A 15,037-nucleotide genomic window follows, 5' to 3' on the forward strand; every position below is an offset into this window, starting at 1 on the left:
AAACCTTCCGAACTGATTTCTACTCCTTGATTTATAGAAGAGCCTTTATCTCTGAAATTCCAAAGGATATTTCAAAAGTTTCTCTAGATTTATTCCCTTTATACAGATAGCCCACCCCTTTATCACACTTCACACATACTTCCAAGAACATGCGCAAGGCTGGATCGGAGGAATTCAAAGAGTTCTTCACATTTGCCTTCATCTGTTCTGCATTTTCCTTCAAAGCAGACATCTGTACTACAGATTCGTCAATCGTATAATGATACAGCACCTTATCCGACTCGATTGTCAGTTTATTGAGCAAAGTGGCTTCATCCACCTGCATCGGGCATGATACGTTGGTCATCTTCACTTGCTCTTCCAATTTCTTCTTATCACTGCTTTCAGCAGCTGAACCGCCATTCAATATATCTTTCAAGTCTTGAGTAGTCAGATAACACTCCACTTCGTTACCGGATGTCTTTCCTTTATAGATGAACTTCATACCGGAATCAGTACCGACAACCAAATCCAGCATCTCTTTAATAGCCCCTTGTGGATTACCCAACATAACAGTCACAGCAGACTTCATTGCATCGGGATTCTTTTTCAAAGCATCTATATCGAGGAAACTTTCATTCATAAGCAGCACATATACCACATCCGCCCCATCAAAAGTAATGCTGGATATTTCGCCGGAAGCTCCCATATCCATGGGACATTGTTTGTTGGCTGCTGCAATAGCCAGCTTGAGTTTAGACTTCTGACCGCATGCGGTTAGTAACATCAGCGACAGGCAAGTGAACAACACCATCTTCCCTGCATTTTTGAACATGTTTTTCATAATAAATGAAAATTAAATTATTGAATATTTCTATGATTGCAAAAGTAACCACCCTGCAAAGATAAACATTTATGGAAAAACCATCCTTAATTCCATAAAATTCTATTGACAAATCATAAAAAAGAAGGGCACTTGTTTGCGCAAGTACCCTTCCTTCATTTATAGAACGGAGTAATTATTTCTTTCCAGCTTCCATCTGTTCCTTCAAGGCAGCCAAAGCATCAATGTCACCCAGAGTAGTAGATGCAGCCTGGTTTTGGATAGCAGGAGCAACGTCTTCTCTCTTACCGGTTGACTTCTTAGTAGCAGCCTTCTTTTCAGCTCTTTCTTCTGCCTTTGCAGCATCTTCGAAGATACGGCTGTGAGAAAGGATGATACGCTTAGCGTCCTTGTTGAACTCAATTACCTTGAATTCAAGCTTCTCGTCCAACTGAGCTTGTGAACCGTCTTCCTTAACGAGGTGCTTCGGAGTAGCGAAACCTTCTACACCATAAGGCAGAGCAACTACAGCACCCTTATCCAGCATTTCGATGATAGTACCTTCGTGTACAGAACCTACTGTAAATACAGTTTCGAATACATCCCAGGGATTTTCTTCGAGTTGCTTGTGGCCAAGGCTCAAGCGACGGTTTTCCTTGTCGATTTCCAGAACTTGTACGTCGATGTCTGCACCAATCTGAGTGAATTCAGACGGATGTTTAACCTTCTTCGTCCAAGACAGGTCAGAGATGTGAATCAAGCCGTCAACACCTTCTTCGATTTCAACGAATACACCGAAGTTAGTGAAGTTACGAACCTTTGCAGTGTGCTTGCTGCCGATAGGATACTTCTCTTCGATAGTTTCCCACGGGTCAGACTTCAGTTGCTTGATACCCAAAGACATCTTACGTTCTTCGCGGTCCAAAGTTAGGACTACTGCCTCTACTTCGTCACCTACCTTCATGAAGTCTTGTGCAGAACGCAAGTGTTGTGACCAAGACATTTCAGATACATGAATCAAACCTTCAACACCCGGAGCGATTTCGATGAATGCGCCGTAATCAGCCATAACAACAACTTTACCCTTCACGTGGTCACCAACTTTCAGGTTAGTATCCAGTGCATCCCAAGGATGCGGAGTGAGTTGCTTCAAACCGAGAGCGATACGCTTCTTCTCATCGTCGAAGTCAAGGATAACGACGTTGAGTTTCTGGTCGAGTTCAACCACTTCTTTCGGATCGCTGACACGGCCCCAAGAAAGGTCTGTAATGTGAATCAAACCATCTACGCCACCCAGGTCAATAAATACACCATAGGAAGTGATATTCTTAACGGTACCTTCGAGAACTTGTCCTTTTTCGAGTTTACCGATGATTTCCTTCTTCTGTTGTTCCAGTTCGGCTTCGATAAGAGCCTTGTGGGAAACAACCACATTCTTGAATTCCTGGTTGATCTTAACAACCTTGAATTCCATAGTTTTGCCAACGAATACATCGTAGTCGCGGATAGGCTTCACGTCGATTTGAGAACCCGGCAAGAAAGCTTCGATGCCGAATACGTCTACAATCATACCACCCTTTGTGCGGCACTTGATGTAACCCTTGATAATTTCTTCGTTTTCCAAAGCTGCGTTTACGCGATCCCAAGAACGGGTAGCACGAGCTTTACGGTGAGACAGAACGAGCTGTCCTTTCTTGTCTTCCTGATTTTCGATGTATACCTCAACAGTATCACCAACCTTCAGTTCAGGATTGTAACGGAATTCACTCATCGGAATGATACCGTCTGATTTGTAACCGATGTTCACAACTACTTCACGCTTGTTCATTGCGATTACGGTTCCATCAACTACCTCGCGGTCGTTAACCTTGTTCAACGTATTGTCATACGCCTTTTCCAGTTCTTCGTGGCTTGCACTGGCTACTGATTCGCCGTTCTCATAAGCATCCCAGTTGAAGTCTTCAATAGGAGCTACATTCTTTAAATTTTCCATTAATAAATAAATTGTTTAACTCGTTAATTAAGTGAGACTTTATGTTGACTCATTGTAAATCGGGCGCAAAGATAGAAGTATTTTCTTGAACTACAAAACAAAAAGCATTCAAAACAGCAGTGGAATAATCAATTAAAGAATAAAAAAAATGTTACCTTTGCATCGTTTCATTTATACATAATCTCAATAATTTATCATGAAAAAGATAATCGCATGCATTTCCATCATTTGCTATACATTATTATGTTATAGCCAAAATCAGACAACGGACAACAACTACCGTACGCAAAAGAACATTTCCTATCTTCATCCCGGCGAAAAGGACAGTTATAAGCTGGAGCGTTGTAAGCTCGACCTCCATTATCCTACTGATAAAAAAGGATTTGCCACCCTTGTCTGGTTTCACGGCGGAGGACTGGAAGTCGGAGAGAAACATTTCCCGAAGGAGTTCTTGAATCAAGGCTACGCCGTGATAGCCGTAAACTACCGACTCAGCCCGCGTGCCCAAAATCCTGCCTACACGGAAGATGCCGCAGAGGCCGTTGCTTGGACTTTCGAGAACATAGAAGAATTCGGAGGAGATAAAGATAAAATATACATAGCCGGTCATTCAGCCGGTGGTTATCTCTGTCTGATGCTCAATCTGGACAAGAGTTACCTGGCAAAGTGGAATATTGACGCCAACAGCCTGGCAGGTGCTTTCCCCATCAGCGGACAGACTACTACCCACTACACCATCCGCAAAGAACGCGGGCTGCCTTCCGACACTCCGATTATAGATAAATATGCTCCTTCCAATAACGTAAGAAAGGACGCTTCACCCATGATACTTATCACTGGCGACAAAGAGTTGGAGATGCTGGCACGCTATGAGGAAAACGCTCATCTATATGCCCTCCTCAAAGCACTGGGACAAAAAACCACCCTCTATCAGATGGAGGGATTTGACCACGGTACGGTGGCCGCTCCCGCATGTACCTTGATAAACAGCTATATGAAGAAGGCAAGCAAGAAGTAACCACTACCCTTGCCTTTCTTTTACGTATGCCAATGCCGCTCCTATTGCTGTTCTATATTCAGCATAGGGCGGTATATGAAAATGTACATGATAGATGGCTTCCATTTTAGAAAATACCTCCCGGCACTGAGGCAGTTGGGTAAGATTCCCTATCAGAACGAAATCCTTGATAGGACTATTCAAAGCTGACAGTACAGCAGCTCCTCCAATGGTTTGAAGCACCGTATAAATTATACCGCAGGCAATATCTTCTTGAGAAGCATTGCTATCTGCTTTCCCGAAAAGAGAGGCGGTAGCACTCACAGGCAAGTCAGGCAAAGCAGTGTTGCAAATATCACCTATCTGCAAGTTGACACGAGTTACATCCCCTTTCTCAGCCAACTCGGACACTTGATGAATATCATGAGTTTTCAACAGCAACCTTGATAGTCCCTGCAAGGTACCTCCACCAATCCCCAAGCCGCCAATATGCTGCACCTTGTCGCCGTCAATTTTCACAAAAGAAGTGCCGGTACCCATGCTGACTACAATCAGTTGGTCTATATCCGTTGCATGTCTGGCTCCCAAACCATTGGCAATAAACTCATCCGTTTTGCGAGTAGGCAGTCCATATAGAGGGCTGTTGACAAATGCGCTTCCCACTCCCGTTAGCATCACCTGCTCCACATCGACCAGCTGTATACCATTGTCATAAATATACTTACCGAATGCTCCGAATAAGGAAGTCACCGGGTCGGTAGCCGTAATAAACATTGGAGACTGTATCTGTTCTCCATTGATTCCAACGATTTTCGTGGTACTTCCACCCACATCTATTCCTATTACTATACCCATAGCTCCAAGTAATTTGCAGCAAAGTTACAAAAGAATCAATAATTGACAATTGATTAATGTGTCAATATGCTAATTGGCTGCGATATGTTTATGCTGTGCCATCACGCCGCAGGTCATTGACACATTATCACATTGGCACATTACTATCGGTTAAACAGCTCGAAGGTGAATTTGCAACCTATTTCCTGATACTTCCAGTTGGCAAAGCTGGCAAACAAGCCAAAATCAAAAATATGCGTACCAATGCCATACCCTACTTCCAGATAAGGTTTCAAGTGAGGTACTACCAGTGCATTCAGATACAGACGTTCGTTCAAGACATACTGGGTATATTTCATCAAATGGCGAAGCAGAAGGAAAGGCGCTTCGTATGTAAGGTGTCCACGGATATATTTGCGGGAAGAGTTATACCAACGCCCATCAAGCAATTGGAACACCCCGCCAATATCATCGCTCCAACCCATAGGCAGATTGGAGCGCCGCAAATTGGCAAAGTCCACAAAGTACAGTTCTTTCTGATTGGTGAACTCTCCCCAGCCAAAGCGCCAATAAATATCGCGCATCAATCCCAAAGAAACCTGATGCTGCAAATCGACCTCCACACGCTCGTACGAACCGCTGCTCTGCAATACTCCGCTGATGCCCCGTTCCCAATCCACCGAGATGGAAGGGTATTTGGAGTGAAGGTTCACCTTACGGTCACCATTCATATAGTAATATTGTCCCGGAGTCCAAGACAAACGGACACGGGGGGCAAAACTGTTATAAGTATGCCGAAACTTATTCAGGACATTGGGGTCGAAATTCGGAAAGAACGACGAGCCGCCGGAACCTACGTTTGTTACAGATTTTACCGATGGCATACTCGGATAGTTAAGTTCAAACCGGGAACGGTTCACTTCCGTACGTCTATGCATGGATATACCCACTTCCAGCGACAAGCCGTTCACTATCTCCCAGCTATGGCGCAGATTCAGATACAAGTCCTTGAAATAATCCAGATGTATCTGGTTGAAATCAAAGATACTGTCGGGAATAGCTTTCAAGTCATCCAGCACATCACTACTATAAATCCGGTTACCATTACCAAATTCCAGATGAAATGCCGCACGCTTACGAGGCCAATAATCAAAATCAGACTTCACCCTCCAGTAAAATTCTTTCTCTTTAAAATTATAACCTATCCGGGGAACGATTCGCAGCAGGCGGTCGCCCCTGAATATACGGTTGTACTTGAATTCCTGCCGATACGAAATTCCATGTTTGCCGCTATAACTCAAAAGAAAAGGATTAATCAACGGCGAACAGCGTACACTTCCCAATTTATCAAGGTCTACTGTGTAGCGACTAATCAGAGCATCCCCAATCTGTCCCCAGAATTCCAGATTCTTATTGACCGGCTTCTTTTTCCGGATGAGTGTATCCCGACGCAAGAAAAAATCCTGATACAATGTTTCCTCGTGCGGGGTCAACGGAATGGGACGTAAAGTTTTAAAGTAGGCAGTATCACGCCGAAAAGCATTCGTATCCGTACGCAACGTGTATGAATCTGACAAGTCATATTTACTTTTCTTCACCGACTTCCGTATATCACTTCCAGGAGTTTTCTGAATGATGTTCTTATAATCGAGTACAGCTTCATAAGTACCATCTACCACATTTCCCAAAAAACGGAACGTTGCATCCACATCATACTGCAACGGAAGAAATTCGTCCGAATCGCCCACATTACCCATCTTCACCAGATTATTGAACCGCACCATCTCATTACGTCCGGAAAAACGCATCTCGCGTACACTCCACACGTTATCACTCACAATCAGATAACCGCCCACCAGCTGAAAGCTTTTGCTTTTCGGCATAAAACGGATTTTATACTGGCGAGCATGCCGTTCCCCCATCACCGTATCAATCCGATAAGTATAATATTTTTTGGCATTGGGTGCTAAAGGAGAGAGTAGTTTGTCATATAATAGGGTAGAAGAATAGATATTGATGTGAAAATATTCCGGCAATCGTCCGTCCATTTCCCAAAACTCGGAAGCAGTGCCGACACTTGCCTTTACCTTCTGGTCATAGATGTCGGGAGCAGTAAAATGCAAATCGCTATAAGTTTCCATCATATATTCCCGCACCCCTTTTTTGGGCCGGAACATGGAAGGGATGTAGCGGAGAATATGATTCTTCTTACGAATATTCACCCAGCCCTTTATGTAAAGCTCAGCCTTGTAACTTTCAATAATACGTTCATAAAGGGGGGCAAAGAAGATGACTTTCTCCATGATGGAGTCTGCGGAACTCACATGTTTGTCAACCGGATAAGATACACGCTCCGCCCCTGCCTTCTGTACAAAAGAAAACAAGAAGCAAATCCAAATCCATATAAACAACAAACGTTTCAACCGCAATTTCTCCTTATAGAATCGGGACAAATATACGGAAGAATTCGTGTAATGCAAAAACATGTTCCATAAAGAAGCAGGGATGACACTTGTGACACCCTTTATTATAAAACATATGTTACGCGCGAGAGACAATAATACACAAGCACACATAGTTTGTGCAAGATAAATACGAACCTATATAAATTGTTATAAAAAGGGCGCCACAAGTGTCATGTACAGAATGATTCGTAATTGTGACGCATGAAAATTACTAATCACGACGCACTAAGATTACTAATCGTGATGCGGAAAGATTACTAATCATGGCATGGAACAAACGTAAGCTTTGGGTCGTTTTTCCATAACAAGCAGACTTTTTCAGGGGGGCTATTCTCAAAAAACACTAATATTTTCGAGAATACCCCCTAAAAAAGAGGGGGTAGTTCAGAAAAAACATGTATTTTTGCGCCCAACAACCAATAAAAGGAGAGACTTATATGTCAAAAATGCGATTTTTTGCTTTGCAAGAACTTGCCAATCGGCAACCTCTTGAAGTGACCACCCCTTCAAACAAACTGTCCGACTACTACGGCAGCCATGTCTTCGACCGTAAGAAAATGCAGGAATACCTGCCTCGTGAAGCCTACAAAGCCGTGACCGACGCCATCGAAAAAGGCACTCCCATCAACCGCGAAATGGCAGACCTGATTGCCAACGGCATGAAAAGTTGGGCAAAGTCCCTCAACGTCACCCACTACACGCACTGGTTCCAGCCTCTGACGGACGGAACAGCCGAGAAACATGACGGCTTCATCGAATTCGGAGAAGGAACGGAAGTGATTGAACGTTTTTCCGGCAAACTGCTCATCCAGCAGGAACCGGATGCATCCTCTTTCCCCAACGGGGGTATCAGAAACACATTCGAAGCACGAGGATATACTGCTTGGGATGTTTCCTCACCTGCCTTTGTGGTAGATACCACACTTTGCATCCCCACTATCTTCATCTCTTATACCGGCGAAGCGCTCGACTACAAGACTCCATTGCTCAAAGCCTTGGCAGCCGTAGACAAAGCAGCGACAGACGTATGCCAGTTGTTCGACAAGAATATCACACGCGTTTATACCAATTTAGGCTGGGAACAAGAATATTTCCTCGTCGACTCGGCACTGTACAATGCCCGCCCGGACCTTTGTCTAACCGGACGTACCCTGATGGGACACTCCTCGGCCAAAGACCAGCAGCTGGAGGACCACTATTTCGGCTCCATCCCCCCACGTGTCACAGCTTTTATGAAAGAACTGGAAATCGAATGTCACAAACTGGGTATCCCGGTCAAGACCCGCCATAACGAAGTAGCTCCCAACCAGTTTGAGCTGGCGCCTATCTTTGAGAATGCCAACCTTGCCAACGACCACAACCAGCTTGTGATGGATCTGATGAAACGCATCGCACGCAAGCATCACTTCGCCGTACTGCTTCACGAAAAACCCTACAACGGCGTGAACGGCTCCGGCAAGCACAACAACTGGTCGCTTTGCACCGATACGGGTATCAATTTGTTTGCACCGGGCAAGAATCCGAAAGGGAACATGCTGTTCCTTACCTTCCTGGTAAACGTACTGATGATGGTATACAAAAACCAGAACTTGCTGCGCGCCTCCATCATGAGTGCCGGAAACAGCCACCGTCTGGGAGCCAATGAAGCGCCTCCCGCCATTCTGTCCATCTTCCTGGGCAAACAGCTGTCTTCCATCCTCGACGAGATAGCCCGCCAGATAAGCAGCAGCAAGATGACATCGGAAGAAAAGACAACACTGAAATTAGGCATCGGACGTATTCCCGAAATATTACTGGATACCACCGACCGTAACCGTACTTCTCCATTCGCCTTCACCGGCAACCGCTTTGAGTTCCGTGCCGCAGGTTCATCTGCCAACTGCGCCGCCGCCATGATTGCCATCAATGCGGCTATGGCCAATCAGCTGAACGAGTTCAAAGTATCCATCGACAAACTGATGGAAGAAGGAGTCGGCAAGGATGAAGCCATCTTCCGCATTATGAAAGAGACCATCATCGCCTCCGAGCCTATCCGCTTTGAGGGTGACGGCTACTCCGAACAATGGAAGCAGGAAGCCGCCCGCCGTGGGCTGACCAACATCTGCCACGTTCCCGAAGCCTTGATGCACTACATGGATAACCAGTCCCGTTCCGTACTCATCGGCGAACGTATCTTCAACGAAACGGAGCTTGCCTGCCGCCTGGAAGTAGAACTGGAGAAATACACCATGAAGGTACAGATAGAAAGCCGTGTGCTGGGCGACCTTGCCATCAACCACATCGTACCGACTGCCGTTATCTACCAAAACCGTCTGCTGGAAAATCTCCGTGGCCTGCGCGAGACCTTCTCTCCCGAAGAATACGAAGTCCTCAGTGCCGACCGGAAAGAGCTTGTACGCGAAATTTCCAAGCGCGTAACCGCCATCAAGGTACAAGTACGCGAAATGACCGAAGCCCGCAAAGTAGCCAACCACATGGATAACTACAAAGACAAGGCTTTCGCTTACGAAGAAACCGTACGCCCTTATCTGGAAAGTATCCGTGACCACATCGACCACCTTGAGATGGAAATTGATGATGAAATCTGGCCGCTTCCGAAATATAGGGAGCTGCTGTTTACAAAGTAGGCCTCTCCCTAGCCCCTCCCCCGTAGGGAGGGGGATAGAGATACTACGATAAACAATTAAGTTACTACGATTTACGATTTGACGGTTTACGGTTGGAGTTACTCATACAATCATAAACCCACCTGCTAATGAGCAGTTGTTTAACAATACAAACTTCAATCGTAAATCGTCTAATCGTAAATATATAGATTTTCCTTTATCTCCCCCCCTACGACATCTTTTTGTCATATTTGTGCAATATTTAATTTTTTCTTTTTACATTTGTGCTGTATAACACAGTTTTGCAGCAGTTATGGTAAAAGTAAACTTGTCTGATATTAATGTTCCGGAGTTGATTGCAGATATATGGTCTCCCTTGAATGACGAACAACGGGAATTCCTCGCCAACCACTTCACACTCCAGAACTACAAAAAAAACGAAGTCATCCATTGCGAAGGCGAGACACCTACGCATTTGATGTGTCTGCTGAGTGGAAAGGTCAAAATCTATAAAGACGGAGTCGGTGGTAGAAGCCAGATTATCCGTATGATTAAACCTGTCGAATATTTCGGTTACCGCCCTTACTTTGCAAAAACAGACTATGTCACGGCAGCATCTGCATTCGAGCCGTCTCTTGTTTGCCAAATCCCCATGACTGCCTTGATGACTCTGCTCACACAAAACAACGACCTTGCCATGTTCTTCATCAAGCAATTGTCCGTTGACTTGGGCATTGCCGATGAACGCACTGTAAACCTGACGCAGAAACATATCCGCGGAAGACTCGCAGAATCCCTGCTGTTCCTCAAAGAAAGTTATGGTTTGGAGGAAGACGGCTCCACCTTGAGTATCTATCTCTCGCGTGAAGATCTGGCCAATTTGTCAAACATGACCACTTCCAACGCCATACGTACGTTGTCACAGTTTGCCACAGAACGGTTAATCACCATCGACGGACGTAAAATCAAAATCATAGACGAAGAAAAGCTGAAGAAAATCAGCAAGATAGGATAAGGAATAAGTGACAAGGGATAAGCGATTAGGGGTTAGCATAATAAAAACACATTGTTACCATCCTAACCCCTAATCACTAATCACTAAATCAGTCCTTTCGCAGACAAATATCTTTCCGCTTCAATGGCTGCCTGGCAACCAGTTCCGGCAGCGGTGATGGCTTGACGATAGTGAGAATCAGCAACGTCTCCGGCGGCGAATACGCCCGGCACTTTCGTACGCGGTGTTCCCGGCTCGGTGACGATATAACCTACTTCGTCCGTATCTACATAAGGTTTGAAAATATCTGAGTTGGGTTTATGGCCGATAGCCAGGAAGAAACCGTCAATAGCTACATCATAGCGCTTCTCATCAGGTTCACCCATACGCTGTACCAAATGTACACCTTCCACACCGTTCTCTCCAAACAAACCTACGGCATTATGTTCGAACAGTACTTCAATCTTGTCATGCTTCATCACACGCTCCTGCATAATCTTGGAAGCGCGAAGATAAGGTTTGCGGACAATCAGATAAACCTTGGCAGCCAGTCCGGCAAGGTAAACAGCTTCCTCGCAGGCAGTATCTCCACCCCCTACAACAGCTACCGTTTTCTTGCGGTAGAAGAAACCGTCACAAGTGGCACAAGCGCTGACACCCATTCCCGCATATTTCTTTTCATCCTCCAGCCCCAGATACTTCGCAGCGGCACCTGTAGCAATAATCAGCGTTTCAGCCTCAATCATCTTTTCGTCATCAATCGTAATCTTGTAAGGTGCTTCAGCAAGATTGGCTGCGGTAGCAACTCCATAACGCAAATCTGCACCAAAACGTTCGGCTTGCTTCCGCAGGTCTTCCATTAATTCCGGACCTCCGATACCTTGGGGATAACCGGGGAAATTCTCCACATCAGTAGTGGTTGTCAACTGGCCACCGGGCTGCAATCCTGCATAAAGTACCGGTGAAAGATTGGCACGGCCTGCATAAATAGCGGCAGTATAGCCGGCAGGACCCGAACCGACAATCAGACATTTTACTTTTTCTGTTTCCATCATTATATTATTTACTATTTGACTATTTACAATTTACTATTTAGCGCATGTCGATGACTTCAGCCGTGGGATAGGCTTTTTTGTCAAAGACAAAGAAACTATCCGGATAGGATTGTCCGGTCTGGTAGTTATTAATAAGGATAGTAGTCATATACTTACTCCCCCGTGGTGCCAAGTCCACTTGATGCAGACGATACGTATCCTTTGTCACAAACAGATAGACACTTTCAGGGTCTTTCCTCTTGTCGGCAGCAGTCATGGTGATGTAATAAACAGACTTGTCTTGCTTACCACCGACACTGCTCAACTTCAATCTGTATCCCTGCTTGTAGAGGGACAACCAAGCATACGGATTAAGAGTCTGCAATTCCTCCTGCGTAGGTTCCGATACATTCACCTCATCTGCCGAAGCCACATAGCTCCACTGCGTATGTCCGTCAAACCAAGTCTTCATTCCCTCAGTCTCAACCACAAACTTCTCACCTTCCAGATAGAGAACTCCCGCATAAGAGCCCTGTTGTTCGTTCACGGTAAACGCCAGCTTCACCCCTCCCGCTTTCCGAAAGGCTTCGGCTGTACGCTCCAATATATTCTTGGCATCCGGTTGTTGTGCCGACATCGGCACAGCAAACAACAGCAATAGCACACCAAGTAAAAGCTTATCAAATTTCATCATTCTATAAATAACCATTCCTTATTGCAAATTGTTTAACCGCATTTCCAGGTCGCTCTCATCTATACAGAACACCTCACGCGCCTTGCTGCCTTGCGCCGGTCCCACAATCCCCGCTTTCTCCAACTGGTCCATGATGCGGCCGGCACGATTATAACCGATGGCAAACTTACGCTGAATGAGCGACGTAGAACCCTGCTGGTGAATAACGACGAGACGGGCTGCATCCTCGAACAAAGGATCAAGACGCCCCATATCCACATCCCCCAAATCACCTCCTGCATTTTCATCCACATATTCGGGCAGATAAAAAGCGGTGGGGTAGCCCTGCTGGCGGGCGATGAACTTCGTAATCTCCGCCACTTCGGGGGTATCGATAAAGGCACACTGCACACGCACCGGGTCTGCTCCCTGCAGGAATAGCATATCACCGCGACCTATCAGCTGGTTGGCTCCCGGACGGTCGAGGATGGTACGCGAATCGACCATTGCCGATACACGGAAAGCGATACGCGCCGGGAAGTTAGCCTTAATCGTACCCGTAATGATGTTTGTTGTCGGTCGCTGTGTAGCGATAATCATATGTATACCTACGGCACGCGCCAACTGGGCGATGCGGGCAATGGGCAGTTCCACATCCTTGCCAGCTGTCATAATCAAGTCACCGAACTCGTCGATAACGACTACGATGTAAGGCATGAACTTATGCCCCTTCTCCGGATTCAGACGACGGTTGATGAACTTCTCGTTGTACTCCTTGATGTTGCGCACATGGGCAGCTTTCAGCAAGTCATAGCGGGTATCCATCTCCACACAGATAGAGTTCAAGGTCTGCACCACCTTCGTGACGTCTGTAATGATGGCATCTTCCCCGTCGGGCAATTTTGCGAGGAAGTGATGCTCAATCACGGAGTAGATGCTGAATTCTACTTTTTTGGGGTCTACCAGCACAAACTTCAGCTCTGCCGGATGCTTCTTATATAATAAGGAGGTGATGATGGCATTCAACCCCACGGACTTACCCTGACCGGTAGCACCGGCAACGAGCACGTGCGGCATCTTGCACAAATCCACCATAAATACTTCATTCGTAATCGTCTTACCCAGTGCGATGGGCAAGTCGTAAGTAGACTCCTGGAACTTCTTGCTGCCGATAATGCTCTGACCGGATACAATCTTCGGATTGGAATTGGGCACTTCGATACCAATCGTACCCTTTCCCGGAATGGGAGCGATGATACGGATGCCGAGCGCCGAAAGGCTGAGGGCAATATCATCTTCCAGACCGCGTATCTTCGAAATGCGGACGCCCTGCTCGGGAGTGATTTCATACAGCGTCACCGTAGGACCTACCGTCGCCTTAATGGTACTGATTTCTATACCGAAACTACGCAGAGTATTGATAATCTTATCCTTGTTCGCGTTCTGCTCTACCATGTCAATGGTCGGACCATTGTCATCGTAATGCTTCATCAAGTCTATTGTGGGGTAATGATAGTTTTCCAAATCCAGACGGGGATTGTACGGCTCCTTCTCCGTTCCCACATACTCCTCCTCTTCAGCCTTCTCAACCTGGAATGCCGGCTCCTTCTCTACCGGCTGTTCCCGAAAAGGGGGCACCGGCTCCGGTGCAGGAGTCTCAAAAGTCATGGTAACGTCCTCATCCGCAGACTTGGCAGGCTTTATCTTTCCATCACTTCCACCCAAGTCAAGGGTGATTTCATTCAGCGGTTCGTCCTCTTCTTCCTCTGTAGCAATCTCCTCCTCCTTTTCAAGAACCTTTTCCGGCTCCGCAGCTTCCGGTGTCGGAGCAGCCGCCTTTTCCTTTGCACCCCAAGAGGTCTTGAACTCTTCCGGCGTTTCACCCTGCACGCTTTCCGCCTTCTCCTTACGCTTCAAGAAGCTGAGACTGAACAATCTGCGCAACCAGATGACAGTCCGTGCACTCAGATAGATGAGGAAGCAAATGGCAGTTACCAACAATAGCAGCCAGACTCCCGGCACACCGACTTGAGACACAAGCCAGTTACTGACATTGTATCCGTGCATACCGCCCAGATAGAGGAAAGAGTCCTTGTACTGGTCTACAAACACAAAACCGAAAAATACCGAGAACCACACCAGCATCAACGAACAGCCGATGAACCACTTCCACAAGCGCACCACACGCACCCGCATCAGCTTCAGTCCCGCCACAGCCAGGAACACGAGAATCAGGAAAGACGATACGCCGAAGCAATCATTTATCAGATAGCTGGCCAACTGCGCACCGCGGCTACCGGCGTAGTTCTTCACCCCATTGTTGGTGGAAATCAGCTCCTGCGCACTGCCTCCGTCAATGATGCTCTGGTCTGCCGCTCCCGTGAAAAAGAATGATGTGAAAGCAAGCAACAAATAAACCGAAAAGATTACCAGCACCAAGCCGATAACGAAATGAACCGTTTCACTTCTAAATAACGCTGCCACTTTCCCAAAAAACGAGAGTGACAGCTCCGTATCTTTAGCTGTTGAATTTTTCTTTGCCATATTTTTTAAATAACTATTGAGAATTGATTGCAAAAATAATAAAAACTATCCTTCTGCCGCGTTGTTTTCATTCTTTAATTTCTCGTCTGCCGATT

Annotated in this window: 10 protein-coding genes; 3 read left to right on the forward strand and 7 right to left on the reverse strand. The window is 46.1% G+C overall.

Features of this window, described 5'->3' with window-relative positions:
- Positions 1 to 31: 31 nt before the first annotated feature.
- Together HUX74_RS17135 and rpsA are read right to left on the reverse strand one after the other, a co-directional pair.
- Positions 32 to 823 carry a hypothetical protein gene (locus HUX74_RS17135; protein WP_174647081.1) on the reverse strand — a complete coding sequence of 264 codons (792 nt, stop codon included), beginning with the start codon at positions 821 to 823 and terminating at the stop codon, positions 32 to 34.
- A 175-nt stretch (positions 824 to 998) separates the two neighbouring features.
- Positions 999 to 2,795, reverse strand: a complete 1,797-nt coding sequence (gene rpsA, locus HUX74_RS17140; RefSeq protein ID WP_174647082.1) for a 30S ribosomal protein S1 — start codon at positions 2,793 to 2,795, stop codon at positions 999 to 1,001.
- A gap of 196 nt (positions 2,796 to 2,991) precedes the next feature.
- On the opposite strand from rpsA, the gene HUX74_RS17145 reads away from it, so the two are divergent.
- The gene (locus HUX74_RS17145) at positions 2,992 to 3,813 is read left to right on the forward strand and encodes an alpha/beta hydrolase (protein ID WP_174647083.1); all 822 of its coding nucleotides are present in this window, start codon (positions 2,992 to 2,994) and stop codon (positions 3,811 to 3,813) included.
- Positions 3,814 to 3,816: 3 nt separating this feature from the next.
- Here HUX74_RS17145 and coaW read toward each other — a convergent pair whose 3' ends face one another.
- Positions 3,817 to 4,647: a type II pantothenate kinase gene (gene coaW / locus HUX74_RS17150; protein ID WP_117600456.1), complete on the reverse strand. Its 831-nt coding sequence runs from the start codon at positions 4,645 to 4,647 to the stop codon at positions 3,817 to 3,819.
- Between the two features lie 143 nt (positions 4,648 to 4,790).
- The gene (locus HUX74_RS17155; protein WP_117964174.1) at positions 4,791 to 7,112 is read right to left on the reverse strand and encodes a DUF5686 family protein; all 2,322 of its coding nucleotides are present in this window, start codon (positions 7,110 to 7,112) and stop codon (positions 4,791 to 4,793) included.
- 416 nt (positions 7,113 to 7,528) lie between these two features.
- Between HUX74_RS17155 and HUX74_RS17160 the strand changes: the two genes are divergently transcribed.
- Positions 7,529 to 9,718 (forward strand): glutamine synthetase III, encoded by a 2,190-nt coding sequence (locus HUX74_RS17160; RefSeq protein ID WP_005832915.1) that lies wholly within the window; start codon positions 7,529 to 7,531, stop codon positions 9,716 to 9,718.
- 292 nt (positions 9,719 to 10,010) lie between these two features.
- Entirely contained in the window at positions 10,011 to 10,712 is a 702-nt protein-coding gene (locus tag HUX74_RS17165; RefSeq protein ID WP_005832010.1) for a Crp/Fnr family transcriptional regulator, read from the forward strand.
- An 83-nt stretch (positions 10,713 to 10,795) separates the two neighbouring features.
- On the opposite strand, the gene trxB is transcribed toward HUX74_RS17165, so the two are convergent.
- Genes trxB through HUX74_RS17180 form a run of 3 tightly spaced genes read right to left on the reverse strand, consistent with a single transcriptional unit; the run spans position 10,796 to position 14,942 of the window.
- Complete coding sequence (trxB, locus tag HUX74_RS17170; protein WP_138345285.1) at positions 10,796 to 11,746, reverse strand: thioredoxin-disulfide reductase; 951 nt, start codon at positions 11,744 to 11,746, stop codon at positions 10,796 to 10,798.
- Between the two features lie 37 nt (positions 11,747 to 11,783).
- Positions 11,784 to 12,434, reverse strand: coding sequence for a LolA-like putative outer membrane lipoprotein chaperone (locus HUX74_RS17175; protein ID WP_081028736.1), 651 nt, complete (start codon positions 12,432 to 12,434; stop codon positions 11,784 to 11,786).
- Between the two features lie 3 nt (positions 12,435 to 12,437).
- On the reverse strand, positions 12,438 to 14,942 hold the full coding sequence (locus HUX74_RS17180; protein ID WP_174647085.1) for a DNA translocase FtsK: 2,505 nt from the start codon (positions 14,940 to 14,942) through the stop codon (positions 12,438 to 12,440).
- Between the last annotated feature and the right edge of the window lie 95 nt (positions 14,943 to 15,037).

This window comes from Bacteroides sp. Marseille-P8574, from assembly GCF_902825465.1.
Lineage (GTDB): Bacteria > Bacteroidota > Bacteroidia > Bacteroidales > Bacteroidaceae > Bacteroides > Bacteroides uniformis.

What these genes read in the sequence shown, in the direction of transcription:
- rpsA (WP_174647082.1), bottom strand. Translation starts at nt 2,795, where the DNA reads ATGGAAAATTTAAAGAATGTAGCTCCTATTGAAGACTTCAACTGGGAT.
- HUX74_RS17175 (WP_081028736.1), bottom strand. Translation starts at nt 12,434, where the DNA reads ATGGTTATTTATAGAATGATGAAATTTGATAAGCTTTTACTTGGTGTG.
- HUX74_RS17135 (WP_174647081.1), bottom strand. Translation starts at nt 823, where the DNA reads ATGAAAAACATGTTCAAAAATGCAGGGAAGATGGTGTTGTTCACTTGC.
- HUX74_RS17145 (WP_174647083.1), top strand. Translation starts at nt 2,992, where the DNA reads ATGAAAAAGATAATCGCATGCATTTCCATCATTTGCTATACATTATTA.
- coaW (WP_117600456.1), bottom strand. Translation starts at nt 4,647, where the DNA reads ATGGGTATAGTAATAGGAATAGATGTGGGTGGAAGTACCACGAAAATC.
- trxB (WP_138345285.1), bottom strand. Translation starts at nt 11,746, where the DNA reads ATGATGGAAACAGAAAAAGTAAAATGTCTGATTGTCGGTTCGGGTCCT.
- HUX74_RS17155 (WP_117964174.1), bottom strand. Translation starts at nt 7,112, where the DNA reads ATGTTTTTGCATTACACGAATTCTTCCGTATATTTGTCCCGATTCTAT.
- HUX74_RS17180 (WP_174647085.1), bottom strand. Translation starts at nt 14,942, where the DNA reads ATGGCAAAGAAAAATTCAACAGCTAAAGATACGGAGCTGTCACTCTCG.
- HUX74_RS17160 (WP_005832915.1), top strand. Translation starts at nt 7,529, where the DNA reads ATGTCAAAAATGCGATTTTTTGCTTTGCAAGAACTTGCCAATCGGCAA.
- HUX74_RS17165 (WP_005832010.1), top strand. Translation starts at nt 10,011, where the DNA reads ATGGTAAAAGTAAACTTGTCTGATATTAATGTTCCGGAGTTGATTGCA.